Below are 21,760 nucleotides of genomic sequence, written 5' to 3'. Positions count from 1 at the left end.
ATCGAGCTGGGGGTGCCGGAGCGCCCGCTCGCGGAGAGGGGGCCGGGGCGCCAGACTGACGGCGAGCGGAGGGAGGCACGATGCGACGCCTCCGCGCCCTCGCCGCCGCGCTGCTCCTCCTGCCCGCCCTCGCGGCCTGCGCGCCGGGAGGCGCGACAGGCGTCCCGAGCGGCACCGAGGCGGCCGCCGTGGCTCCGACCACCGCCACCCCGGCTCAGGCCACTCCGACTCAGGCCACCCCCGACCCGGCCCGCTCCTCCGCCTCGTCCGCCCCGGCTCCCGGGGTCACCGTCTCCGTCCAGCAGAACCGCTCCGACATCGCCGGCGGCACCATGGCCTTCGAGGTCCACAACGGCAGCGGCGTCCCGATCGAGGTCACCGCGGCCCGCCTCACGGACCCGCGCCTCGCCGCCCCGCTCACCTGGACCGGCGGCACGGGCGTCCCCGACGGGGCCTCGCGAGACCTCCGCGTCGACGTGCCCGAGCCCGCCTGCCCGGTCGCGGAAGCGCCCGCTGCGCTCGAGGTCGTCCTCGCCATCGACGGCCACGGCGAGCACGCGTACCCCGCCGACGACCCGTTCTCGTTCGTCGACGCTCTCGCCCGGTCCGGATGCTTCGCCCGCACCGTCGACGCCGACCTCGCCCTGCGGATCGACACGTCCGGAGGCGCCGCGCACGAGCCGGCGCGCCTCACCATCACCGCCGACGTCCGGGGCACCCCCCTCGTGCTCCGCAGCGTCGACGCCACGATCCTGCTGCAGCCGCCCGACGCCGCCGACGCCTGGACCCTCGACCGCTCCGTGCCCGCCGGGACCCTCGACTCCGTGGTCCTGGACGCCGTCCCCACCCGCTGCGACACCCACGCGCTCGCCGAGGACAAGGTCGGCACGCGCCTGCCTGTCACCGTCGAAACCGCGGGCCGGCAGGGCACCGTCGTCGTCGCCGCGACCCCCGAGCAGAAGGGCGAGCTCTACGCGTTCATCACCGCGTACTGCGCGTCCTGAGCGGGGAGGCGGGCGGTCCGGGGACGCGGACGTCGGCGCCGCGGACGCGTCTCGCCGTCCACCTCGGCCGTCACTCGCCGCCGCTCGCCCGCATCGGCAGGTTGCGCCGTCGGCCGCGCCGAGCCCCGCCCGTCGTGGGACGAGCCCGGCCTACCCCGCCCGGCGGCTCGGCTCAGCCCGGCCCGCTCGACTCAGCTCAGCCCGGTTCAGCCAGCGCCCCGCTCCGCTGTGCGCGCCCCAGCCGCGCCTGCCCGCTTCACGCCGGCGCCGTGCTCAGCGCCTGCAGCCCCGTCACCCGCAGCAGGTCGAGCCGCGCCTCGTCCTCGCTGCCCGGCGCCACCGTGTAGACGACGATCCGCAGGTCGGTGCCCGGAGCCGTGAGCACGTCGCAGTCGATCGTGATCGGTCCGACGGGCGTCCGCGTCACCGTCTTCCGGCTCGCGCGGTGCTCGGCGATGCGCGCCTCCGCCCAGCGCCGCTCGAACTCGGGCGACTCCTCGCGCAGCCGGGCGACGAGGGCGGTGAGCGCCGGATCGCGCGGGTAGCGCCCGGTCGCCGCGCGCAGGTCGGCCGCGAGGTCGCTCGCGAAGTCCTCCTCGTGCTGCGCGTCGAACTCGGTGCCGGCGTGGCCGGAGGTGAAGTGCCGCCAGACGAGGTTCCGCTCCAGCCCGGTGTACACCGAGGGGTCGCCGTTCAGGGCGGCCCAGAGCGGGTTCCACAGCAGGATGTCGTGGGCCGCCGTGAACACCGCGAGCGGCACGTCGCCCAGGCGGTCGACGATCCGCTGCACGCCCGGGCTCACGTGCTGCGGCACGACGCCCGGCGAGGGGACGGCGGCACCGGCGACCCGGTAGAGGTGGTCGCGCTCGCTGTCCGTGAGCCGGAGCGCCACCGCGAGAGAGCGGAGCATCGACGGCGACGGGTTCCGTGCGCGTCCCTGCTCGAGCCGCACGAGGTAGTCGACGCTCACGCCCGAGAGTGCCGCCAGCTCCTCGCGGCGCAGGCCCGTGGCGCGGCGGCCCGAGCCCGCGGGCAGGCCGACGTCGGCGGGACGGATGCGGTCGCGCCACGAGCGCAGCACCGTGGCGAACTCCTCCATGCCGCCCATCCTCCTCCGCCCGCCGTCGCCGAGCCAGGTACTGCCGGTCCCCCCGTCGAGCGCGGCCTGGTCGAGGCCCGACGACCCGCGCAAGATGGGCGCATGACCACGACACTCATCACCGGAGCGAACCGCTCCCTCGGCCTCGAGACCGCCCGCCGACTCCTCGAGGCGGGCCACACCGTCTACGCCGGCATGCGCGACACCGCCGACGGCGACGCCGCCCGCGCGCTCGGCGCCCACCCCGTCCGCCTCGACGTCACCGATCAGGCGAGCGTCGACTCCGCGATCGCCTCCCTGCCCGGGCTCGACGTGCTCGTCAACAACGCCGGCGTGCTCGGCACCTCGTTCGGCGTCGACGACCTCACCCCGGAGGCGATGGCGGGCGTCCTCGAGACGAACGTCGTCGGCATCGTCCGTGTCACGCAGGCCGCGCTCCCGCTGCTGCGGGCCTCCGCGGCCCCGGTCGTCGTGAACGTGGCGTCCGGAGTCGGCTGGCCGCGCTGGCTGAGCACCGAGGGCCACGACGAGTTCCCCGTCACCGCGATCCCCTACGCGGCCTCGAAGGCGGCGGTCGTCGCGCTCACCGTGCAGTACGCGAAGAACCTGCCGGCGATGCGGATCAACGCGAGCGACCCCGGATACACCGCGACCGACTTCAACGGACACGGCGGGCACCAGACCGTCACCGAGGGCACGGACGCGACCGTCGCGCTCGCCCTGCTCGGCTCCGACGGGCCGACGGGCGAGTTCCACGACCGGCGCGGGCGCATCGAGTACTGAGCGGCGGGGAGGGCGGGCGCGGCCGGGCGGGGGCGGCCGGACGCCGGCCCGGACCCGGCAGGCGTCCACGTGCCCGTTCGAAAAGCCGCTGCCCCGAGCCCGGCGTGCGTCAACGCGCCCGTTCGAGAAGATCCCGGCCCGACCCGACGTGCGTCCGCGTGCGCCCGAGACGCGGTGAGGTCCCCGAACCCGCCCTCGGCGCACCGGCCAGCACATGGTGATGAGGTGTCCTGTCTGCGCGGTCACCGGTCCTCGGTGCTGGGCTGTGAGTGACGGCCGGAGCCGGGACGCTGCCCACCGCGTGACAGAGGGCCGGATGAACCGCCGGCCCGACGGTGCGTGCTCGCTCCGGTGCGCCTACCGACTCACCGCGTCTCGTGTCAGCTCTGCAGCTCGACCCCCCAGTTCGTCCTCTGGACGTCGGCGTCGAGCCCGCGCAGCTCGCGCGCCACGGCGTCCGCCTGCTCGCGCAGCTCCCGCACCGGCAGCGCGGGCAGGCGGCGCAGCTCGCTCCGGAGCTGGCGGTAGCCGCGCTCGCCGGCGGCCGCGTCGGCCGCGCGGGTCAGGAGGCTGTGCCGGGCGCGCAGGGCCTCGCGCCGGGCGAGCGCCGCGGTCAGCACCTCTCCGTTGGGAGTGGTCGCCGTCGCGTTGGTGAGGTTGATCGCCGTGACCAGCCGCTCGAGCTCGCCCAGCGCGCGAGTGCAGTCGGCGAGCAGCTCGGCCGGGTCCTCGGTCGGCTCCTCTCCCTCCTGGTAGGAGGCGTTCGCGACGATCCGCGACTGGAGGGCCTCGATCCGCTTCTGCAGGTCGGCCCGCTCGAGGAGTGCTTCGGCGAGAGTCATGCGACCAGGCAAGCACACATCGACGCGACCCGCGCCCCTAGGCTGCGACCGTGCCGCTGCAGAACCATCCCGGAGACGTCGAGTTCCCCGTCCGACCCCGGCTGCGCTACGCGCGGGCGGCCGATGCGCACCGGCGCGGTCAGGGCGCCGGACGCCGCGCGCTCCTGGTGACCGCCTTCGCGGCTCCGGTGGGCCTGGTCGGCTTCGCGTGGGGGCTCGCGCTCGGCGGCGGCGAGAGCGTCGTCGCGTTCACGGCGTTCGCGTTCGCTCTGGCCTTCGGGCTGCTCGCCGCCACGGTCGGCTTCCAGCAGTGGGATGCGCGCGCGCCGCGCCGCGAGCAGCTCGCGTACCTCGGCGCGGCCGGCTCGCCGACCCCGTCCCTCCGCCAGCAGCAGCTGCTCGCGCTCGACGCGGTCAGCGACTTCTCGTTCGCCGGCTGGAACTCCTCCCTCGCCTTCCAGCCCTCCTGGGCCGAGCTCCCGGAGGAGCTGCGGCGCCGCTACGCCGACGGAGCGAAGGGAGCGCCGTGGCAGCAGCTGCCGCTGCATCCGCTCGTCGAGCACCGGGTCGCGCTCGACCGCGACTTCCGCATCGCCTCGGCCGACGACGTCGAGCTGCTGGTCGCCGACGTGCTCACCCGCGGGCCGCTCTCGACCCGCTTCGCCGAGGTCTCGGCCTCCGCCGACGCCGAGCGGATGCGCTCCCGGGTCGCCGCGCTCACCGGCGGCAGCGAGTTCCACCTCCTCGAGCTCGCCCAGGCGGTCGACGGGCGTCCGCCGCTCCTCCTGCTCGCGGGCGACGCCGAGCGCACGATCGGCGCGATCCGCTACGCCTACGTCGCCGGCTACCTCCCGGCGGCACGGGCCTGGGAGCTGCTGGCCGCCGTCGGCGACCGCGTCTTCGAGCGCTACTCCGGCTGGGACGCCTACTGGGCCGACGCGGCCCTCGCCATCGCCTTCCGCACCGACTCCCTCGGCGCCGTGCAGCACCACCACCGTCTGCGCGCGGAGCTCGCGGCGTCGGGGTGGCCGGCGGCGGCGGTGCCGTACCCGGGCTGAGCGCGGGGCGGCGACGGTGCCTCCGAGCCGGAGCGTCCGGACCGGGGGCGTGCGCCCGCGCGGTGACCTCCGCCGCCGACGGGGCTGTCGACGCGGAGAGCGCTGCGGCCCCGGGGTCAGCCCAGCTTCGAGGCGGGCACCGCCTCGAGGTGGAGCAGGTCGCGGCGCAGGCGCTGCGAGCGGACGTAGCTGCTCAGCACGTGCTCGGGCGAGGGCGGGGAGTCGCTCCCGCCGAGGAGGGCGCGCGCGGTCGTGAGGCGTGCGCGGCGGATCTCGTCGAACACCGTGGTGCCGTTCCGCGCGAAGGTGCGCTGCAGCGTCCGCTTCGGGACGCCGAGGCGCTCGCAGATCTCCTGGACCGAGAGGCGGGGGTCGGTGGACATCGCGGCGATCAGGGCGAGGGCGCGCGTGTAGACGTCCTCGCTGCTCTCGCGCGGCAGCGAGGTCGCCAGCACAGCGCCCGCCAGCTGCTCGACGGCGGCCCGCACCAGGGGGAAGGCGGGGGAGTCGGCGTCGAGGGTGGAGCCGAAGGTCGCGTTGACGGTCGAGAGCAGGATTCCGCGGCTGGCCGCGTCGGCCTCGGTGACGACGGCGCCACGGTCGGCCGAGTCGACCAGGCCCAGCAGCGGGCGGTCGAGGGCGATCTCGGTGCGGGCGCTCGGGGTGTCGGTCACGATCGTGAACGGGGAGTCGCAGTGGAGGAAGGCGATGTCGCCCGGCGCGACGCGGACCTCGAGCGCCGCCGGATCATCCGGCTGGATCACGAGCGCGCCCTCGAGCGGGATGATCAGGCGGACGCCCGGGCCGATGGCGGAGGTGCGGTGCAGGCGGGCCGGCGAGTGCCAGATCCGGAGCACGTCGACGCCGTCGCTGCAGAGGGTGTCGGCCACGATGCGGAACGCGCCGTTCGCGCGGACGTCGACGCCGCTCTGGGCCAGCCACGCGGCGGCCGCGGTGTCCCGGCGGGACACTCCGCGATCGACGATCGGTCGGCTGCCTTCTGCGATTCCCCTCACGGCGGAGTCCTTTCCTCTGGCGCGTCCTCCGTACGACGCGATCCCTCTACCCTGGCCGATCCGGCCCGGTGGTGAGAAGTCTTCATGCGACCGCATTGTCGCTCACCTCCACCGCAAGGTGTCGGATCCCGCCATCGGGGGACGGAACCGCACCTCCGGAGTGCGCCTCGGATCGACGTGGACCTCGAGCGCGGCGACGTCGGTGAAGGGCCGGTCGTCGCTCGTGCGGCCCCGCAGCACGATGGAGTGGCGGAGCGTCCGCGGTGCCCGCAGGGGCGCGATCGTGTAGTGCGCGACGGCCACGAATCCCGCTCCCGGGGCGACCCGCTCGGGCCGGCCGACGACGGTGACCGGGGCCTCGTCGTAGTCGAGCTCGACGCCCGAGCCGTCGGTGAAGGAGCCGCAGAACAGGGCGAGGTCGTGCAGGGCGGCGGTGCCGGAGTTGTGGAACTGCACCCAGAAGGTGATCACGGCGACGGAGCCGCGGGCGGGCGCGAGCCGCACCGCGCTGCCGTCGAGGACGAGGTGCGGGGGCGCATCGAGCGTCGGAGCTCCGAGCATCAGCCGCGCCGCCTGACGCCCGCCGCCGGTGCGGCCACCGGTTCCGCTGCGCGTCCCGCCAGCTGCAGGAGGCCGCACGCGGCGACCACTCCGACGAGGGCGGCCGCCCAGCTCAGGTCCTGCTGGTCGAACTCCCGGAGGTGCGCCGGGACGCCCGTGAATCCGAGGATCCCCTGGGCCGCGGCGACGGTGGCGAAGGCGAGCAGCGCGGCCGTGGCGGCGACCGCGGCCGGGGCGGGCGGGTCGCCCTCCGAGTCCTGGGCGAAGCGGCGGACGGCGTGCGCGAGGGCGAGTGCGCAGAGGGCTGCGGCGACGAGGGCGGCCGCGGTGTAGGCCGGGCCGGCGGCCAGCAGGAGGAGGGCGCCGACGACGACCCGCAGGCAGGCCGGGAGGACGCCGGGAGCGCTGCATCCGCGCGCGCCCGGGCCTCCGCCGAGGGCCGCGGCGCGGGCGCGGGACTCCTCGAGGCGCCTCCGGACGCCATGAGGACCAGCGGCGCGGAGCAGGGCGGTCGCGCCCGAGGCGAGCAGCGCGACGCCGACGAGCAGGGGGAAGACGAGGGCGGCGGCGGGCAGGGCGGGGGCGGCGTCGGCAGGGGTCATCGGGTCTCCTTCGGGGCGGGGACGGGGCGCGGCACCTCGATGATCCGTCCTCGCGGAGCGCCTCGGGAGGCCGGGCGCGAACGCTCACGAGGCAGGCGCGCCAGAACGTCAGAACGCGCCAGTGGACCGTGCCGCCGAGCTGTGCCAACGGCACCGCGGAACGTGCCACGCGCCTCCGCGTGCCCGCTGCGCGCCGTTTCGAGACGGCCTACGCTCACCGGATGGACGAGGTGCGGGACGCGTACGGCGCGCGGGCGGAGGAGTACGCGGCGCTGCTCGGATCGGTCGACGCGGGGCCCGCGGCCGACCGCGAGCTGATCGGGTCGTGGGCCGACGGGCTGGAGGGCACGGTCGCCGACGTGGGCTGCGGGCCCGGGCACTGGACGGAGTTCCTCCAGCGCCGCGGAGCCGCCGCGGTCGGCGTCGACCCGGTGCCGGAGTTCGTCGCGCTGGCTCGAGCGCGGTTCCCGGACGTCCCGTTCCGGCTCGGCTCGGCGCTCGAGCTCGACGTCGACGGCCTCGGGGGCGTTCTCGCGTGGTACTCGCTCATCCACCTGCCGCCGGCGGAGCTGCCCGGCGCGGTAGCGGCGCTCGCCGCGCACCTCCGACCGGGCGGAAGCCTGCTGATCGGCTTCTTCGAAGGGCCGCGCACGGAGGCGTTCGCGCACGCCGTCGCACCGGCGTGGTTCCATCCGCTCGCCGAGATGCGCGCCCTCGCCGAGCAGGCCGGCCTCGAGGTGACCCACTCGCTCCGCCGCAGCGCCCCCGGCGTCCGCGACCACGGCGAGCTGATCGCCGTCCGCCCACGCTGACGCCGAGCTGATCGCCGACCTGTGATCCGGACGCCGCCGACGCCGCGCTGGTTCCGCACTGACGGCACCCGCTCCTGCTGGTCACCGGCGGCCGACGTCCCGGCCCACCGCATCCCGCCGAGACACCACCGCCCCGCCGGGACGCCGCCGTCTCAGCGGTGCCGCGGCGGTGTCCCGGCGGACGAGGGCCGCCGCGCCTAGAGGCGGTCGGCGCGCCACTCCGTGGGGATCTCCTCGCCGCGGCGGAACGCCTCCTCCTCGCGCTCGCGCAGCTCGACGCGGCGGATCTTGCCCGAGATCGTCTTGGGCAGGGGGTGGAACTCGAGGCGCCGCACCCGCTCGAAGGAGGAGAGCAGCTCGCGGGTGTGGGCGAAGATCGCGCTCGCCGTCTCGGCGGTCGGCTCCCAGCCCTCGGCGAGGGTGACGTACGCCTTCACCACGCTGTGGCGCACCTCGTCCGGAGCCGGCACCACCGCGGACTCGGCGACGGCGGGGTGCTGCAGCAAGACGCTCTCGACCTCGAACGGCGAGATCTTGAAGTCGGAGGACTTGAAGATGTCGTCGGTGCGGCCGACGAAGGTGATCGTGCCGTCGACCGCGCGGACGGCCACGTCGCCGGTGTGGAAGTAGCCGTCGGCGCGGGCGCGCTCGGTGCGGTCCGCGTCGCCGAGGTAGCCGGACATCAGGTTGACGGGCTCGACGGACAGGTCGAGGCAGATCTCACCGGTGGAGGCGGGCTCGCCGGTCAGCGGATCGACGAGGGCGATGGCGACGCCGGGCAGCGCGCGACCCATCGCTCCGGGGACCACGGGGGCGCCGGGCGGGTTCGCGATGATCGCGGTGGTCTCGGTCTGGCCGTAGCCGTCGCGGATCGTGAGTCCCCACTCCCGCTCGACGGTCGCGATGACCTCGGGGTTGAGCGGCTCGCCCGCCGAGAGGATCTCGGTCAGCGCGCGCGGCTTCGCTCCCAGCGCCGACTGGATCAGCATCCGCCACACGGTCGGCGGCGCGCAGAACGTGGTGACCTCGGCCCGGTCGAGCTGCTGGTGCAGAGCGGTGGGGGAGAAGCGGCTGTAGTTGTAGACGAACACCGTCGCCTCGGCGTTCCACGGCGCGAAGAAGCAGCTCCACGCGTGCTTGCCCCAGCCCGGCGAGCTGATCGCCATGTGCAGGTCGCCCGGCTGGACGCCGAGCCAGTACATCGTGCTGAGGTGCCCCACGGGGTACGACTCGTGCGTGTGCACGACCATCTTGGGCTTCGAGGTGGTGCCGGAGGTGAAGTAGATCAGGCACGGATCGGAGCTCTGGACGACCACGGTCGGGCTGATGCCGAAGGGCTCGAGCGAGTCGGCGTAGTCGAGCCAGCCCTCGATGGCGCCGCCGACCGCGATGCGGCCGAAGCCGCCCTCCATCTCGTCGAACTTGGCTGTCTCGGAGGCGTCCGCGATGACGTGCGCGACCTCGCCGCGCTCGAGGCGGTCGGCCAGATCGGCGGGTGAGAGCAGGGTCGTCGTGGGGAGGATGACCGCGCCGAGCTTCATGATCGCGAGCATCGACTCCCACAGCTCGAGGCGGTTGCCGAGCATGAGCATCACGTGATCGCCCTGCTCGACGCCGACCGAGTGGAGCCAGGCGGCGACCTCGTCGGAGCGCCAGCGCATCCGGTCGAAGGAGTACTTCTCCTCGGAGCCGTCCTCCTCCACGATCCAGAGGGCGGGGCGCTCGTTGCCGATGGCGATCGCGTCGAACCAGTCCACCGCCCAGTTGAAGCGGGGCCCGACGTCCGGCCACCGGAAGGCCTCGTTCGCGGCGACCGCATCGGTGCGGTGCTGCAGGAGGGTGTCGCGGGCGGCGCGGAAGCTCCCGGTGGGGTTCATGCATGTCTCCGTAGCGGTCGAGGTCCGGCCGCTGGCGGGACCGACCCCCATTCTGCTCCCGCCGCGGTGCCGGGTGCTGCGCGACGGAGGCCCGGTGGGGACGCACGTCGGAGGGAGCACCTGTGGAGGAGCGGCCGAGTCAGTCCCACGGACGACACGGGGTCAGCGGGAGAGCGGAGGGCTCGCCCGCCGCAGCAGGCGCTCCCTCCGCTCCCTCCGCGGGACCTCAGTACTTGATGGACTGACCGCCGTCGATCGGGAGGACGGTCGCGTTCACGTACGAGGCGTCGTCCGAGAGGAGGAAGGCGACGACCGAGGCGATCTCGTCGGCCTCGCCGTAGCGCTTGGTCGGGTTGACCTGGATGAACTCCTCGGCCGCCTTGCGCGGGTTCTGCGGGTCGAGCTGCTTCATCGAGTTCTCGACCATCGGGGTCCAGATGGCCCCGGGCGCGATCGCGTTGATGCGGATGCCGAACTCGCCGTACTCGATCGCGGAGTTGCGGGTGAGGCCGACGACGCCGTGCTTGGCGGCCGCGTAGCCGGACTGATTGCCGATCGCGGTGATGCCGCCGACGCTCGCGGTGTTGACGACCATGCCCGAGCCCTGCTCGCGCATCACCTTCAGCACCTTCTCCAGGCCGAGGAACACGCCGCGGAGGTTGATCGCGACGACCTTGTCGAACTCGTCGGCCCTGAAGTCCTCGGTGAGGTTCTGGCGGCCCTCGATGCCGGCGTTGTTGAAGAAGCCGTCGATGCGGCCGAACGCCTCGAGGGTGCGCGCGACGTAGGCGTCGACGTCCGCCTCCTTCGACACGTCGGCGAGGACGGTGATCGACTCGGTGCCCTCCGGCAGGACGTCGACCGTGGCGGCGAGGCCCTGCTCCGAGATGTCGACGAGGGCGAGCTTCGCGCCCTCCTGGGCGAGGCGGACGGCGGCAGCGCGGCCCAGGCCGGATCCACCTCCGGTGATGAGGACGACGCGGTCGGTGAATCGGGTGCTGGTGGTGGTCATGACGACTCCTGCTCGAAGAGGGATGGGCTCGGAGGCCGTGCGGTCGGCGAGTCCGTATCCATGCGTCTGCATGCAATTGGCTCCACGATACTCCACAGGTGTCGGTTGAGTATGAGTGCGCGGTCAGGGAGGGAGCGATCCGGGCCGTGGGCGCCCGCAGTCGAGCCCGGTGGACCCTCGCGAGCGGGGCCGCAGGATCCGACGCGAGCACTCGGGTTCTGGGCAGAGCCCCCGCCCCCCCGACCCCGATCCGCCGCTCGCCCGCCTACAGGTGCGGCTGCCCCGTCGAGGCGCTCGTTCCGCCGTCCACGGCCAGGATCGCGCCGGTGATGTACGCCGCGTCCGCGCTGGCGAGGAACAGCACCGGCGGGGCGATGTCGTCCGGCTGCCCGGGGCGTCCGAGGGCGATGCGGTCGATGAAGGGCGCGAGCTCCTCGGGGGTCGAGGCCATCGACTCGGTCAGCGGCGTCTGCGTGAAGGCGGGGGCGACGGCGTTGACCCGCACCCCGTGCGCGCCGAAGTCGAGGGCCAGCGACTGCACGAACGTCGTGATCGCGCCCTTGGTCGCGTTGTAGGCGGCCTGGCCCCAGTCGCCGCGGATGCCCGACACGGAGGAGACGACGACGATGTTGCCGCGGCTCGCCTTGAGGTGCGGGAGCGCCGCCTTCACCGCGTAGAAGAGGGCGTCGACGTTCGTCGCGAAGAGCGAGCGCCAGGCGTCGTCCTCCACCTCCTCGATCGGGCCGCCGACGTGGCCGGCCGCGTTGTTCACGAGGACGTCGATCCCGCCGAACCTCGCGACGGTGCCCTCGACGAGCGCGTCGACCTCGGCTCGGACCGAGACGTCGGTGGGGACGACCAGGACGCGCTCGGCCGGGAAGCCGGCGACGGTCTCCTCGAGCGTGGCGGGGGTGCGCCCGGCGACCGCGACGCTCGCGCCCTGCTCGAGGAAGGCGCGTGCGATGGAGCGGCCGATTCCGGAGCCGGCTCCGGTGACCAGGACGGTGCGTCCGGCGAAGGGGTAGGTGTTCGAGGCGATCATGGCGGTGCCTTCCGGGTGCAGAGGGGCGGCTCGGCGGGGTGCGCCGGGTGCGGCGGGCGTCGGATCCGCCCGGTGCCGATCATCCGCGGCACCCGAGCGGATCGACGGGCCGCCGCGCCGGTACGGAGGAGCTCCCCATCGATCCGCAGCACGGCTCCCGACCCTGGCAACCGCCGCAGAGTGCGATCCGCGGCCGCGCGGGCTCGGGTAGACCGGAGGGACGCCAGTGGACAGGGGGAACCACCATGGACACCACGAGAACGACCGCTCCGCGCCGGGCGACGGGGCTCCGGGCGGGACGGCGCGCGACCGCGCTGGGCGCCTCGGCACTGCTCGCGGCGCTCGCTCTGAGCGGCTGCACGAGCGGCGCCGACCAGGCGGAGGAGGCGACACCCGCCGCCCCGGGCGCCGCTGCTCCGACGACCGCTCCGACCGCGACGCCTACCGACGCTCCGCTCGGGCCCGTGACGCTGCCCGAGGGCGCGACCGCCGCCGTTCGGTGGACCGACCAGGTCGGCCCCGTCGATCCGCAGACCGTGAACCTCAGCGGCGGTCCGCTGCACATCACCGTCTCGGTCGCCTGCGACACCGCGGACGCCGAGGTGACGATCGAGGTCGTCGGCCTGATGACGAGCGGATCGTCGTGCGTCTACAGCCCGAGCACGACCCGCACCGGCACCGGAGGCGGCAACACGGGCACCATGCAGATCGCCGTCGAGCAGGACGCCGAGATCAGGGTGACGACGGTGCCGGACGACGCGCACTGGTCGGCCGCCGTCTCGACCGGGGCGCGAACGGTCCCCGGGCCCTGACGCCGGTCCGCGCCCTCCGAGAACGCAGAAGTCGCGGTGGTCGAGAGCGGCCACCGCGACGTCCGGGTTCTCGAGTCCCCGGGGCGTCAGCCGATCGGGACGCCGAGCTCGGCCATGAACGGCACGGCGTCGACCGCCTCGCCGTCGACCCGCGTCTCGAAGTGCAGGTGGCAGCCGGTGGAGGCGCCGGTCGAGCCGCGCAGCGCGATGACCTGGCCGACGGTGACGGTCTCGCCGACCGACACCATCAGCTCGCTGTTGTGGGCGTAGCCGGTCTCGATGCCGCCGCCGTTGTCGAGCAGGATCCAGTTGCCGTAGCTGCCCTGGTACGACGCCTCCTCGACGGTGCCGCTGGAGGCCGCGAGGACGGGCGTGCCGCAGGCGCCGGCGAGATCGGTGCCCTTGTGGAACAGGTTCACGCCGGCGACCGGCGCGTCGGGGCGGGGGCCGTAGCTGCTGCTGATGTGACCGGAGATCGGGACGACCCACGCTCCGGACGCTCCGGCGGCGGCCGCGGTCGACTCGCCGGAGGTGGCCGTGATCGCCTCGAGGGACGCGGTGGGCACGAGGACCTCGGGCTTGGCCTCGGCGGCGAAGGCGTCGCGGGTGACGCTCTGCTGCACGACTCCGGCCGCCACGAAGCTCTGCGGGCGGGCCGCGGCGACGGCGGTGGCCGTGTCGCGGGTCAGCTCGGAGTCGGCGGTGCCGCCCACGGCGAACGCGGGCATCGTCGAGGTGATCGCGATGCCGGCCACGAGGGTCATCGCGGCGACTGCGGAGACTCGGGGGCGCGACGGGCCGCGCGAGGGGCGGCGGCTGCGGGACTCCTGCTCACGGAGCGAGCGACGGGTCGGGAGGGCGGACGGACTGCCGGTCTCGGCTCCTGCGGGGGTGGGAGTCGAGGCGCGTGACGAACGGTGCATGCAGAGGAGGTTCCAGGTCTGCCGACGCTCGCCTCCCCCCCTCGAGCGACGGGTGGGGCAGTGGGGCTGATCGCACGGCTGAGCCGATGCGACCCTCCAAACTACCCGCGTTCCGCCGGATCCGACCTGAGAGAAACCTCCGGAGTCAAGCGGTTGAGCGCATCGATCGGCTCTCGATCCGGAATGGCGGGGGTGCGCCGGGTCGCCGGTGGGCGTGCTCAGCGGTCGGCGGTGAAGACGAGCAGGGCGATCACACCGGCGACCGTCGCCGCGACTCCGGAGCCCAGGCGCCACCACATCCACTTGTCGCGCCTGGGCCCGCGCACGGGACGCCGGAGGCCGGCGCGGCCCTGGTAGCCGCCGGGATCGTGCTGGAAGACCATGCCCCCAGCCTGCCGAACCCGCGCCCGTCGCGGGGTCGACTCGCCCGCGACTCCCAGCCGCGAACGGCACCGCAGGGCTGAAGTGAGAGCCGAGGAGAAGGGGGAGAGGCGGCGGCCGAGGGGGAGAGGAGCAAGGACGGCACGGCCGCACGACGGCCGCCGCCCGCGCGCCTAGCGCGGCCCGGGCGCGCTCGCCAGCGGGTTCGCGGGGCGGGTGCCGCTCGGTAGCGTGGGGGAGTCGGCCGGAGCGGTCGACGAGCGGAGGAGCGGACATGGCCGGGACCGGCAAGGACAAGGACGCACGCGACAAGGCGGCGCAGAAGCGCGCGAAGAAGGCGCTGAAGAAGGCCGAGAAGTCGGTGCGCGCGGCGCACGAGGCGGTCCGCGACTCCAGCAAGAAGCTGCGCAAGAAGGCCCGCAAGCTGGCCGAGCAGACCGAGAAGCTCAAGCGGACCCAGGAGAAGGCGGCGAAGAAGGCGGCCGCGGCCGAGAACCGCCCGACCACGCCGAAGCACGCCGCCGAGCCGGCGGTCGGCGCCCTCGACCTCACCCCGCCGCTTCCCGGCTCGAAGGAGCCCGCCGAGGATCAGGAGTCCGCCGAGGACGCCGGTGCCGCGGCCGGGTCCGCCGCACAGCCGGAGCCGGCCCCCGACTCCGACCCCGCGCACACCCCGGACCTCACCCCGCCGATGCCGCGCTCGGCCTCCTGAGCGCACCCGTCTGAGCGCCGCATGCCGGTGCGGGCTCAGGAGAATCGCAGCCGCCGCATGCGCCGCCCGCCTGAGAATCCGCACAGGGTACTCGGGCGGGCGTGCCCCGCGAGGTGAACAGCAGGTGAAGCCTCGCGACCACGCCGGAACGCCTCCCGCCGCGGGAGCATCATGTCTGCGTGGATCCCTTCATCCTGCTCGCGCTCGTCGTCGTCACGGCCCTCGCCTTCGACTTCACCAACGGCTTCCATGACACGGCGAACGCGATGGCCACGTCCATCGCGACCGGTGCCCTGAAGCCCCGCACCGCCGTCGCCCTCTCGGCGTCGCTGAACCTCGTCGGTGCGTTCCTCAGCATCGAGGTGGCGCTGACCGTCACCAACGCGGTCGTGAAGATCCAGGACTCCTCGGGCGCACCCGATCCGGCGCTGCTCGAGGACGGCGGTTCCGCTCTGCTGCTGATCGTGCTGGCCGGCCTCATCGGCGGCATCGTCTGGAACCTGCTGACCTGGCTGCTCGGCCTGCCCTCGAGCTCGTCGCACGCCCTCTTCGGCGGCCTGATCGGCTCCGCTCTCGCGGGCCTCGGCCTCAACGGCGTGAATTGGGCCGGCGACGGCACGAAGCTCGACGGCGTCGTCGGCAAGGTGATCCTCCCGGCGCTGATGTCGCCCGTGCTCGCCGGAGCGGTCGCGGCGATCGGCACCTGGCTCGTCTTCCGGGTGATCGGCAACCTCGCCGAGAAGAGCCTCCACCGCGGCTTCCGCTTCGGTCAGATCGGCAGCGCCTCCCTCGTCTCGCTCGCGCACGGCACCAACGACGCGCAGAAGACCATGGGAGTGATCACGCTCGCGCTGATCGCGGCCGGCGGCTGGAGCGACACCGAGTCGGTCCCCTTCTGGGTCAAGCTCAGCTGCGCGCTGGCCATCTCGCTCGGCACCTACATCGGCGGCTGGCGGATCATCCGCACCGTCGGCAAGGGCCTCGTCGAGATCGACACCCCGCAGGGCATGGCCGCCGAGAGCGCCTCCGCCGCGGTCATCCTCGCCTCCAGCCACCTCGGCTTCGCCCTCTCGACCACCCACGTCGCGACCGGCTCGATCCTCGGCTCCGGAGTCGGCCGCCCCGGAGCGCAGGTGCGCTGGCGCGTGGCGCTGCGCATGGTGATCGCCTGGGTCATCACGCTCCCGGCCGCCGCCCTCGTCGGCGCCGTGATGTGGTGGATCGGCCACCTCGTCGGAGGCGCGGCCGGCGGCCTCCTGATGGCCGCGATCCTCGTCGCCGTCGCCTCCCTCATCTACATCCGCTCGCGCCGCGACAGCATCGGCGCGCACAACGTCAACGACGAGTGGCAGGACGCGGCGGCACGCCCCGCGCCCGAGACCGCCGGCGTCTGAGCGAAAGGATCCGCACCGTGCTCTCCCTCTTCCTCTCCGCCGCCGGCCAGGTGGCCCTCGTCGCCGTGCTCCTCGGAGCAGGCCTGCCCGTGCTCTTCGCCGTCGGCGTCCGCTCCTTCGCCGTCGCCGCCGGTGCTCCCGCCTCGGGCGGGTCCGACGCCCCCGCGGTCCGGAGCGGTCTGCCCGCCCCGGTGCTGCGCGGGATCGGCGTGCTCTGCTTCGCTTTCGTCGTCGGCTCCGTCGTGATCGGCCTGAGCGTCATCATCGCGACGGGCCTCGGCCAGTCGGTGAGCTTCGAGCACGTGATCCCGACCTTCGTGCCCAAGGGCTGAGCATGGCCTCGACCGATCCGATCGCGGCGCGGGAGGGGATCGTCGCCCGCGTGGTCGGCTGGCTGCGCGCGGGCTACCCGTCCGGCGTGCCGGAGCAGGACTACCTGCCGCTGCTGGGCCTGCTGCGCCGCAGCCTCACGACGGACGAGGTCGAGCAGGTCGTCGCGCGGCTCCTGTCGGAGTCGGAGCGGGCCGAGACGGTCGTCTCACGGGCCGTCGTGCGCGAGCGGATCGAGCAGCTGCTGCTCGGACCGGCGCTGCCCGAGGACGTCGCCCGCGTCTCCTCGCGGCTCGCGAGCGCGGGCTGGCCGCTGGCGGGCCCGGAGTCGCTGGCCGAGCCGGACACTCGCGAGGGCCTGGTCGCGCGCATCGTCCGCTGGCTGCGCGCCGGCTATCCGGCCGGGCTGCCCGAGCAGGACTTCGTGCCGCTGCTGGCGCTCCTCCGCCGCCGTCTGAGCGACGAGGAGGTGGCCGAGGTGGCCGCCGGTCTCGCCGCCGACGCGCCCGCCTCCCGCGCGGACGTCGGCACCGCGATCGCCGGAGTGACCTCGGAGCTGCCCTCGGAGGAGGACATCGAGCGCGTGCGCCGGTCGCTGGCCGCGCTGGGCTGGCCGGAGGAGTTCGCGAGCTGACACGCCGCGGCCCGGGCTTCGGGCCGCAGGAGGCCGCGAGCCTCTCCGCCGCTGTCGCCGGCGAGCCGGCCGGAGAGCCCGCTGGCCGACCTCGCCGCGATCCCGGGCGGTCCAGCCGTCGAAGGGTGACCCCGCCGGGGCCAGGACGCGGACGCTGCAGCGGTCGGGGCCCGCCGTGAGCGGGCGGGACGAGCGCTGGAGCGTGTCCTCGGGCGGGCGACAGGCGGCCGCCCGGTCGGCAGGGGAGTCGCGGGGTCACGACGCGCGCCGTCCGCCGTCCTAGGTTCGGCCCGGGTCCGGATCGGCTGCGCAGCCGGCTGCCGGACCGCAGCCCGACCGGAAGGACAGCCCCATGACCGCACCCACCATCGTCCTCGTCCACGGAGCGTTCGCCGACGCCGCGAGCTTCGCCCCGGTCACGCGGATCCTGCTCGACGCCGGCCACGCCGTGCGCGTCCCGGCCGTGCCGAACCGCAGCCTGCTGGGCGACGCGGAGTACCTCCGCTCCTTCGTGGAGCAGCTCGACGGGCCGGTCCTGCTGGCGGGCCACTCCTACGGCGGCGCCGTAATCACGGTGGCGGGGGTCGCCGAGAACGTGGTCGGCCTCGTCTACCTCGCGGCCTACGCGCTCGAGGAGGGGGAGAGCCTCGGGCAGCTGCAGGGCGCCTTCCCCGACTCCGACCTCCCGGCGAACCTCGTCTACACCCCGTTCCCGATCGACGGAGCGGAGCCGGGCACGGACGTGTCGGTCGCGGTGCCGGCGTTCCCGGAGGTGTTCGCGGCCGGGATCGATCCGGCCGAGGCGGCCGTGCTCGCGGTCGGCCAGCGCCCGCTCGCCGCTCTGGCCTTCGGCGAGGCCGCTCCCGTCGCCGCCTGGCGGACCCGGCCGAGCTGGGGCGTCGTCGCCGCCGCGGACCGGACGATCAATCCGGACGTCGAGCGGTTCGGCTACCGGCGGGCGGGCGTGCGCTCGGTCGTCGAGCTCGACGCGCCGCACCTGGTGATGCGCTCGCACCCGGAGGAGGTCGCGCGGGTCATCGCCGACGCCGCGGCGGAGCTGAGCTGACCGCGGAGTCGCCTGACCGCGGAGGGGTGCGCCGCGTGCCGGTGCGCTCCTCCGCACCCCGCCGCGCACCGCCCCCACCCGGAAGCACGCCCCGCCGATCTAGGTACTCCCGCCGCGGATCTAGGTCGGCGTCGCGTGGAGTCGGGCCCGCCGCCTCCCTAGCCTCGAAGGGAGAGAAGGGCGGGATCGTGGACACGGACACCGCGCGGCTCGGCGCCTACCTCCGGGGGCACCGCGACCGGCTGCGCCCCGACGAGGTCGGCCTGGGCGCCGACGGCAGGCGCCGCGTCAGCGGGCTGCGCCGCCAGGAGGTCGCCGTGCTCGCGGGGATCAGCCCGGACTACTACCTGCGGCTCGAGCAGGGCAAGGACCGCCGCCCCTCGGCGCAGGTCCTGGACGCTCTGGCCCGCGCGTTCCGTCTCGACGCGGACGGGCGCGACTACCTCTTCCGGCTCGGCGGACACGCCGCGCCGCGCCGCTCACCGGGCTGGGCGCAGGCCGGGCCGACGCCGGCGCAGGTCGGCAGCCTGACGAGCATGGTCTCGTCCTGGACCACGACGCCCGCCTACGTGGTCGACCGCTACCAGGACCTCGTCGCCGTGAACGAGCTCGGCCGCCTGTTCCTCCCCCTGGCCTGCGAGCAGGGGACCAACATGATCGAGGCCGTCGTCGACGCCGCGGCGCTCGAGACCGACGCCGAGCGGCACGAGGACTGGGACCGCACGATCGCCGTGATGACCGCCGCCCTCCGCTTCCACTCCGACCCGGTGGACCCGCGTCTGCGGGTCCTGGTCGCCTCGCTCGGAGGCCGTTCGCGGGTGTTCCGCCGCGTCTGGGCGAGCCAGGAGGCGTATCCGCTCCGCGAGGGCTCGTCGCCGGTGCGCGTCGACCCCTTCGGCTTCATCGCCTTCCGCTGGCAGACCCTGGAGGTGCACGGAGGCGACCACTTCCTGACCTCCTTCTTCGGCGCCCCCGGCAGCGCCGCGGCCGCCGCGATCGATTTCATCCGGGCCCGTCACCGGGTCGAGGAGTGTCTGCGCGAGGGTGCGATACTCGACGCGTGAAGCGGGACGCGCTCGTCGTCGGTCGGGGATCGGAGCTCGCGCGGCTCCGGCTGATGGTCGACGGCATCGCCGCCCACGGGTCGGCGCTCGTCATCGACGGGGACGCCGGGGTCGGCAAGACCACCCTGGTCGAGGAGGTCGTCGCCTACGCCCGCGCACTCGACGTGCGGGTGCTGCGGACCGCGGGCTCCGCAGCGGAGTCGGGCGACCAGTACGCGGCGCTGCAGCTCCTCCTGCACCCGCTCCGCCCGGGCCTCGACGGCCTGCCCCTGCCGCAGCGGGACGCGCTCCGCGTGGCCTTCCACCTGGCGGACGGAGTGCAGCCGACGCCGCTCCTGGCCGGCCTCTCGGCCCTGACCCTCCTGAGCGACGCCGCCGCCGATCGGCCCCTGCTGGTCGTCGTGGAGGACCTGCACCGGATCGACCCGGAGTCGGCGTGGGCGCTGCGGATGCTCGCCCGGCGCATCGGCGAGGACCGCGTCGTCGTCGTGATGACCACGAGGGACCGGCCCGAGGAGGACTCCGGCCTCGAGCACCTCCACCTCGGGCCGCTGTCGGCCGCCGAGTCGGCCGCTCTCCTCGACACGCTCCCGCATCCTCCTCGCGGCGCCGCCCGGCGCGCTCTGCTCGACCTCGCCCGCGGGAATCCGCTCGCCCTGGTGGAGCTGACCGGGCGCGACCCGTCGGTAGACGAGGCGGAGGACCGCGCGGTGACCGGACGCCTCGAGTCGGCCTTCGCCGAGCGCTTCGCGGAGCTCGACCAGCCCTCGCGGCTCGCCGTGCTGGCCGTGGCGCTGGGCGACGTCGCGACGGCGGAGGAGGCGAGCCGGCTGGCGAACCTGGCGATCGGCCGCCACCCCGACCCCTCCTGGATCGACCGGGCCGTCGCCGCGTCGCTGCTCAGCTGGACGCCGGGGAGCGGACTCCGCTTCCGGCACCCTCTCGTGCAGTCCGCGGTGACGAGCGTGAGCCGCCCCTCCGAGCGCGCGGCCGTGCTCCGCACGCTCGTCCAGGAGCACCGCGACGACCCGAGCCGGACGCTCTGGTGGCGGTCGGAGCTCGCGACCGGCTCGGACGGGCCGGTGGGCGAGGAGCTCGCCGGTCTCGCGGCGTCCGGCCTCGCGACGGGCGACGTCGTCCTGGCGGCTCAGGCGATGGAGCGGGCGGCGGAGCTGACCCCCGCGGGGCCGTTGCGCGTCTCGCGCCTGATCGACGCGGCCGAGTACTCCGGGCTCGCCGGCCGGACCGCGGAGGCGGCGCTGCTCGTGCACCGCGCGGCGGGCGAGACCGTCGATCCGGTGCTCACCGCCCGCGCCGCCTGGACGCGCGAGACGCTGCCGACCGGGCGCACGGCCCTCTCGCGGGGCGACCTCTCGCCCGCGCTCGCCGCAGTGACGGCGCTGCAGAGCCACGGAGCCGTCGACGCCGCGACCGCCGCGCTCCTGCACCTCGCCGCCATCGCCTGGGACCACAACCGCGAGGCGTCGCCCGGCGAGCCGATGATCCAGGCGGTGCGCGCGCTCGCCCTCGACGACTCCGACCCGCGCGCCGTCCTGCTCGCGGCGGTCACCGAGCCGATCGCCCGCGGCGACGAGGTCGTCCGCCGGGCGCTCGCGGCGGCCGGCGGGGCGAGCGGTCCGGAGGAGGCGTGGTGGCTCGGCTACGCGCTGAACACGGCGGGCGAGGTCGAGGTCGCCCGGGAGCTCCTGGAGGAGGCGATCACCGGGCTGCGCGCGCGCGGCGACATCCGGATCCTCCCGCAGGCGCTCCTCGCCGCCTCGATGACCACGTCGCTCGCCGGCCGCTTCTCGCGCGCCCGCTCCTTCGCCGAGGAGGCGCTCGTCCTCGGGAGCGACCTGGGGGACGTCGGCTTCGAGACCGCCTCCCGGGCCTGCCTGGCCTGGTTCGACGCGATGGAGGGAGTCGCGCCCGATCCCGAGGCGATCAGCGCGGGCAGCGCGATCGGCGCGGCCGTCCTCTGCTCGAGCGTGATGCGGGCGACGCTCCGCGGATCGAGAGCGGCGGTGGCGGTCCTCGAGTCTCGACCGGGCGACGCCGTGCCGGAGCTCCTGCCCCTCCTCGACACGGACGACGACTCCCTGAACCCCGGCTTCGCGATCCTGACCACGCCCGATCTCGTCGACGCGGCTCTCGCGATCGGGGACGTCGGAGTCGTGCGCCTGCACGCCGCGAGGCTGGAATCGCTCTTCGAGCGCTGGCACCAGCCGATGATCGAGGCGGCCCTCCGGTACGCGCAGATCGCCGTGGCGCTCGCCGACGGAGCGCCGGACGTCGCGGCCGGGCTGCTCCGCCGGACTCCGCCGCCGCTCCCGTACGTGCGGGCGCGGGCGCTGCTGCTCGTGGGCGACGGGCTGCACCGGGCCGGTCGGGCGGCGGAGGCGCGGCCCCTCCTCCGCGAGGCACTGGCGATGCTCGAGGAGCTGCCGATCCACGCCTGGGCCGATCGGGCCCGTGACGCGCTCCGGGCCGCCGGAGGGAGGATCGCGGACGCGCCGTCGCCGGCCGCTGCGACGCTGACCCCGCAGGAGCTGCGCATCTGCGCTCTCGCGAGCACGGGGCTGTCGAACCGCGCGATCGCGCAGAACCTGTTCCTCTCGCCGCGCACGGTCGGCGCGCACCTGTACGCGGCGTACCGCAAGCTCGGGATCGGCGGGCGGGGCGAGCTCGCCGCGGTGCTCGGGAGGGACGCGGGCGCCGACGTCTGAGGCGGGGCTC

Annotated in this window: 22 protein-coding genes; 12 read left to right on the top strand and 10 right to left on the bottom strand. The window is 74.8% G+C overall.

All coding sequences use genetic code 11. From position 1 onward, the window contains the following. Window positions 1-80 precede the first annotated feature (80 nt). Window positions 81-1,004, top strand: a complete 924-nt coding sequence (locus C5B92_RS06090; RefSeq protein ID WP_104326863.1) for a hypothetical protein — start codon at window positions 81-83, stop codon at window positions 1,002-1,004. A 256-nt stretch (window positions 1,005-1,260) separates the two neighbouring features. Here C5B92_RS06090 and C5B92_RS06085 read toward each other — a convergent pair whose 3' ends face one another. Further along, complete coding sequence (locus tag C5B92_RS06085; RefSeq protein WP_104255236.1) at window positions 1,261-2,103, bottom strand: helix-turn-helix transcriptional regulator; 843 nt, start codon at window positions 2,101-2,103, stop codon at window positions 1,261-1,263. A 102-nt stretch (window positions 2,104-2,205) separates the two neighbouring features. On the opposite strand from C5B92_RS06085, the gene C5B92_RS06080 reads away from it, so the two are divergent. Next, window positions 2,206-2,886, top strand: coding sequence for an SDR family NAD(P)-dependent oxidoreductase (locus C5B92_RS06080; RefSeq protein ID WP_104227483.1), 681 nt, complete (start codon window positions 2,206-2,208; stop codon window positions 2,884-2,886). 380 nt (window positions 2,887-3,266) lie between these two features. Here the strand turns inward: C5B92_RS06080 and C5B92_RS06075 are convergent, their stop codons facing one another. Continuing rightward, on the bottom strand, window positions 3,267-3,728 hold the full coding sequence (locus C5B92_RS06075) for a DIP1984 family protein (RefSeq protein ID WP_104256551.1): 462 nt from the start codon (window positions 3,726-3,728) through the stop codon (window positions 3,267-3,269). A gap of 50 nt (window positions 3,729-3,778) precedes the next feature. Between C5B92_RS06075 and C5B92_RS06070 the strand changes: the two genes are divergently transcribed. Further along, the gene (locus C5B92_RS06070) at window positions 3,779-4,786 is read left to right on the top strand and encodes a DUF1266 domain-containing protein (protein WP_104256550.1); all 1,008 of its coding nucleotides are present in this window, start codon (window positions 3,779-3,781) and stop codon (window positions 4,784-4,786) included. A gap of 116 nt (window positions 4,787-4,902) precedes the next feature. On the opposite strand, the gene C5B92_RS06065 is transcribed toward C5B92_RS06070, so the two are convergent. From C5B92_RS06065 to C5B92_RS06055, 3 genes are all read right to left on the bottom strand, one after another. Further along, window positions 4,903-5,757 carry a helix-turn-helix domain-containing protein gene (locus C5B92_RS06065; protein ID WP_181028751.1) on the bottom strand — a complete coding sequence of 285 codons (855 nt, stop codon included), beginning with the start codon at window positions 5,755-5,757 and terminating at the stop codon, window positions 4,903-4,905. Window positions 5,758-5,904: 147 nt separating this feature from the next. Then, on the bottom strand, window positions 5,905-6,363 hold the full coding sequence (locus C5B92_RS06060) for a hypothetical protein (protein ID WP_104256548.1): 459 nt from the start codon (window positions 6,361-6,363) through the stop codon (window positions 5,905-5,907). Next, the gene (locus tag C5B92_RS06055; RefSeq protein ID WP_104256547.1) at window positions 6,363-6,965 is read right to left on the bottom strand and encodes a hypothetical protein; all 603 of its coding nucleotides are present in this window, start codon (window positions 6,963-6,965) and stop codon (window positions 6,363-6,365) included. Before C5B92_RS06055 ends, C5B92_RS06060 begins: the two co-directional genes overlap by 1 nt. A 221-nt stretch (window positions 6,966-7,186) precedes the next feature. On the opposite strand from C5B92_RS06055, the gene C5B92_RS06050 reads away from it, so the two are divergent. Beyond that, window positions 7,187-7,777, top strand: coding sequence for a trans-aconitate 2-methyltransferase (locus tag C5B92_RS06050; protein WP_104256546.1), 591 nt, complete (start codon window positions 7,187-7,189; stop codon window positions 7,775-7,777). Window positions 7,778-7,974: 197 nt separating this feature from the next. Here the strand turns inward: C5B92_RS06050 and C5B92_RS06045 are convergent, their stop codons facing one another. The 3 genes from C5B92_RS06045 to C5B92_RS06035 form a co-directional block, all read right to left on the bottom strand. Next, window positions 7,975-9,654, bottom strand: coding sequence for an AMP-binding protein (locus C5B92_RS06045; RefSeq protein WP_104256545.1), 1,680 nt, complete (start codon window positions 9,652-9,654; stop codon window positions 7,975-7,977). 226 nt (window positions 9,655-9,880) lie between these two features. Continuing rightward, window positions 9,881-10,666 (bottom strand): glucose 1-dehydrogenase, encoded by a 786-nt coding sequence (locus C5B92_RS06040; protein WP_258061279.1) that lies wholly within the window; start codon window positions 10,664-10,666, stop codon window positions 9,881-9,883. A gap of 265 nt (window positions 10,667-10,931) precedes the next feature. Continuing rightward, window positions 10,932-11,708 carry an SDR family NAD(P)-dependent oxidoreductase gene (locus C5B92_RS06035; RefSeq protein WP_258061278.1) on the bottom strand — a complete coding sequence of 259 codons (777 nt, stop codon included), beginning with the start codon at window positions 11,706-11,708 and terminating at the stop codon, window positions 10,932-10,934. Between the two features lie 245 nt (window positions 11,709-11,953). On the opposite strand from C5B92_RS06035, the gene C5B92_RS06030 reads away from it, so the two are divergent. Beyond that, on the top strand, window positions 11,954-12,520 hold the full coding sequence (locus tag C5B92_RS06030) for a hypothetical protein (RefSeq protein ID WP_104350171.1): 567 nt from the start codon (window positions 11,954-11,956) through the stop codon (window positions 12,518-12,520). A gap of 86 nt (window positions 12,521-12,606) precedes the next feature. On the opposite strand, the gene C5B92_RS16880 is transcribed toward C5B92_RS06030, so the two are convergent. Then, window positions 12,607-13,284, bottom strand: a complete 678-nt coding sequence (locus tag C5B92_RS16880; RefSeq protein WP_146079269.1) for a M23 family metallopeptidase — start codon at window positions 13,282-13,284, stop codon at window positions 12,607-12,609. A gap of 377 nt (window positions 13,285-13,661) precedes the next feature. After that, the gene (locus C5B92_RS17240; protein WP_159940529.1) at window positions 13,662-13,826 is read right to left on the bottom strand and encodes a hypothetical protein; all 165 of its coding nucleotides are present in this window, start codon (window positions 13,824-13,826) and stop codon (window positions 13,662-13,664) included. Window positions 13,827-14,098: 272 nt separating this feature from the next. On the opposite strand from C5B92_RS17240, the gene C5B92_RS06020 reads away from it, so the two are divergent. The 7 genes from C5B92_RS06020 (at window position 14,099) to C5B92_RS05990 (ending at window position 21,750) form a co-directional block, all read left to right on the top strand. Then, entirely contained in the window at window positions 14,099-14,536 is a 438-nt protein-coding gene (locus C5B92_RS06020; protein WP_104350169.1) for a hypothetical protein, read from the top strand. Between the two features lie 179 nt (window positions 14,537-14,715). Next, window positions 14,716-15,930 (top strand): inorganic phosphate transporter, encoded by a 1,215-nt coding sequence (locus C5B92_RS06015; protein ID WP_104224012.1) that lies wholly within the window; start codon window positions 14,716-14,718, stop codon window positions 15,928-15,930. 17 nt (window positions 15,931-15,947) lie between these two features. Next, window positions 15,948-16,262 (top strand): hypothetical protein, encoded by a 315-nt coding sequence (locus C5B92_RS06010; protein WP_104350168.1) that lies wholly within the window; start codon window positions 15,948-15,950, stop codon window positions 16,260-16,262. 2 nt (window positions 16,263-16,264) lie between these two features. Further along, entirely contained in the window at window positions 16,265-16,894 is a 630-nt protein-coding gene (locus C5B92_RS06005) for a DUF3349 domain-containing protein (protein ID WP_104227379.1), read from the top strand. 352 nt (window positions 16,895-17,246) lie between these two features. Beyond that, a complete protein-coding gene (locus C5B92_RS06000; RefSeq protein WP_104350167.1) occupies window positions 17,247-17,960 on the top strand; it encodes an alpha/beta fold hydrolase in 714 nt (237 codons plus the stop codon). A gap of 188 nt (window positions 17,961-18,148) precedes the next feature. Further along, window positions 18,149-19,024: a helix-turn-helix domain-containing protein gene (locus tag C5B92_RS05995; protein ID WP_146079268.1), complete on the top strand. Its 876-nt coding sequence runs from the start codon at window positions 18,149-18,151 to the stop codon at window positions 19,022-19,024. Next, window positions 19,021-21,750: an AAA family ATPase gene (locus C5B92_RS05990; protein ID WP_104350165.1), complete on the top strand. Its 2,730-nt coding sequence runs from the start codon at window positions 19,021-19,023 to the stop codon at window positions 21,748-21,750. The genes C5B92_RS05995 and C5B92_RS05990 overlap by 4 nt, the downstream gene beginning before the upstream one ends. Window positions 21,751-21,760: the final 10 nt, after the last annotated feature.

Origin of the sequence: Rathayibacter sp. AY1A4 (assembly GCF_002930955.1) — a bacterium.
GTDB lineage: Bacteria > Actinomycetota > Actinomycetes > Actinomycetales > Microbacteriaceae > Rathayibacter.
The sequence above is the reverse complement of the archived record's forward strand: the minus strand, read 5'-3'. Positions and strand labels throughout refer to the sequence as shown.

What these genes read in the sequence shown, in the direction of transcription:
- C5B92_RS06090 (WP_104326863.1), top strand. Translation starts at nt 81, where the DNA reads ATGCGACGCCTCCGCGCCCTCGCCGCCGCGCTGCTCCTCCTGCCCGCC.
- C5B92_RS06085 (WP_104255236.1), bottom strand. Translation starts at nt 2,103, where the DNA reads ATGGAGGAGTTCGCCACGGTGCTGCGCTCGTGGCGCGACCGCATCCGT.
- C5B92_RS06080 (WP_104227483.1), top strand. Translation starts at nt 2,206, where the DNA reads ATGACCACGACACTCATCACCGGAGCGAACCGCTCCCTCGGCCTCGAG.
- C5B92_RS06075 (WP_104256551.1), bottom strand. Translation starts at nt 3,728, where the DNA reads ATGACTCTCGCCGAAGCACTCCTCGAGCGGGCCGACCTGCAGAAGCGG.
- C5B92_RS06060 (WP_104256548.1), bottom strand. Translation starts at nt 6,363, where the DNA reads ATGCTCGGAGCTCCGACGCTCGATGCGCCCCCGCACCTCGTCCTCGAC.
- C5B92_RS06055 (WP_104256547.1), bottom strand. Translation starts at nt 6,965, where the DNA reads ATGACCCCTGCCGACGCCGCCCCCGCCCTGCCCGCCGCCGCCCTCGTC.
- C5B92_RS06050 (WP_104256546.1), top strand. Translation starts at nt 7,187, where the DNA reads ATGGACGAGGTGCGGGACGCGTACGGCGCGCGGGCGGAGGAGTACGCG.
- C5B92_RS06045 (WP_104256545.1), bottom strand. Translation starts at nt 9,654, where the DNA reads ATGAACCCCACCGGGAGCTTCCGCGCCGCCCGCGACACCCTCCTGCAG.
- C5B92_RS06040 (WP_258061279.1), bottom strand. Translation starts at nt 10,666, where the DNA reads ATGACCACCACCAGCACCCGATTCACCGACCGCGTCGTCCTCATCACC.
- C5B92_RS06035 (WP_258061278.1), bottom strand. Translation starts at nt 11,708, where the DNA reads ATGATCGCCTCGAACACCTACCCCTTCGCCGGACGCACCGTCCTGGTC.
- C5B92_RS06030 (WP_104350171.1), top strand. Translation starts at nt 11,954, where the DNA reads ATGGACACCACGAGAACGACCGCTCCGCGCCGGGCGACGGGGCTCCGG.
- C5B92_RS16880 (WP_146079269.1), bottom strand. Translation starts at nt 13,284, where the DNA reads ATGACCCTCGTGGCCGGCATCGCGATCACCTCGACGATGCCCGCGTTC.
- C5B92_RS17240 (WP_159940529.1), bottom strand. Translation starts at nt 13,826, where the DNA reads ATGGTCTTCCAGCACGATCCCGGCGGCTACCAGGGCCGCGCCGGCCTC.
- C5B92_RS06020 (WP_104350169.1), top strand. Translation starts at nt 14,099, where the DNA reads ATGGCCGGGACCGGCAAGGACAAGGACGCACGCGACAAGGCGGCGCAG.
- C5B92_RS06005 (WP_104227379.1), top strand. Translation starts at nt 16,265, where the DNA reads ATGGCCTCGACCGATCCGATCGCGGCGCGGGAGGGGATCGTCGCCCGC.
- C5B92_RS06000 (WP_104350167.1), top strand. Translation starts at nt 17,247, where the DNA reads ATGACCGCACCCACCATCGTCCTCGTCCACGGAGCGTTCGCCGACGCC.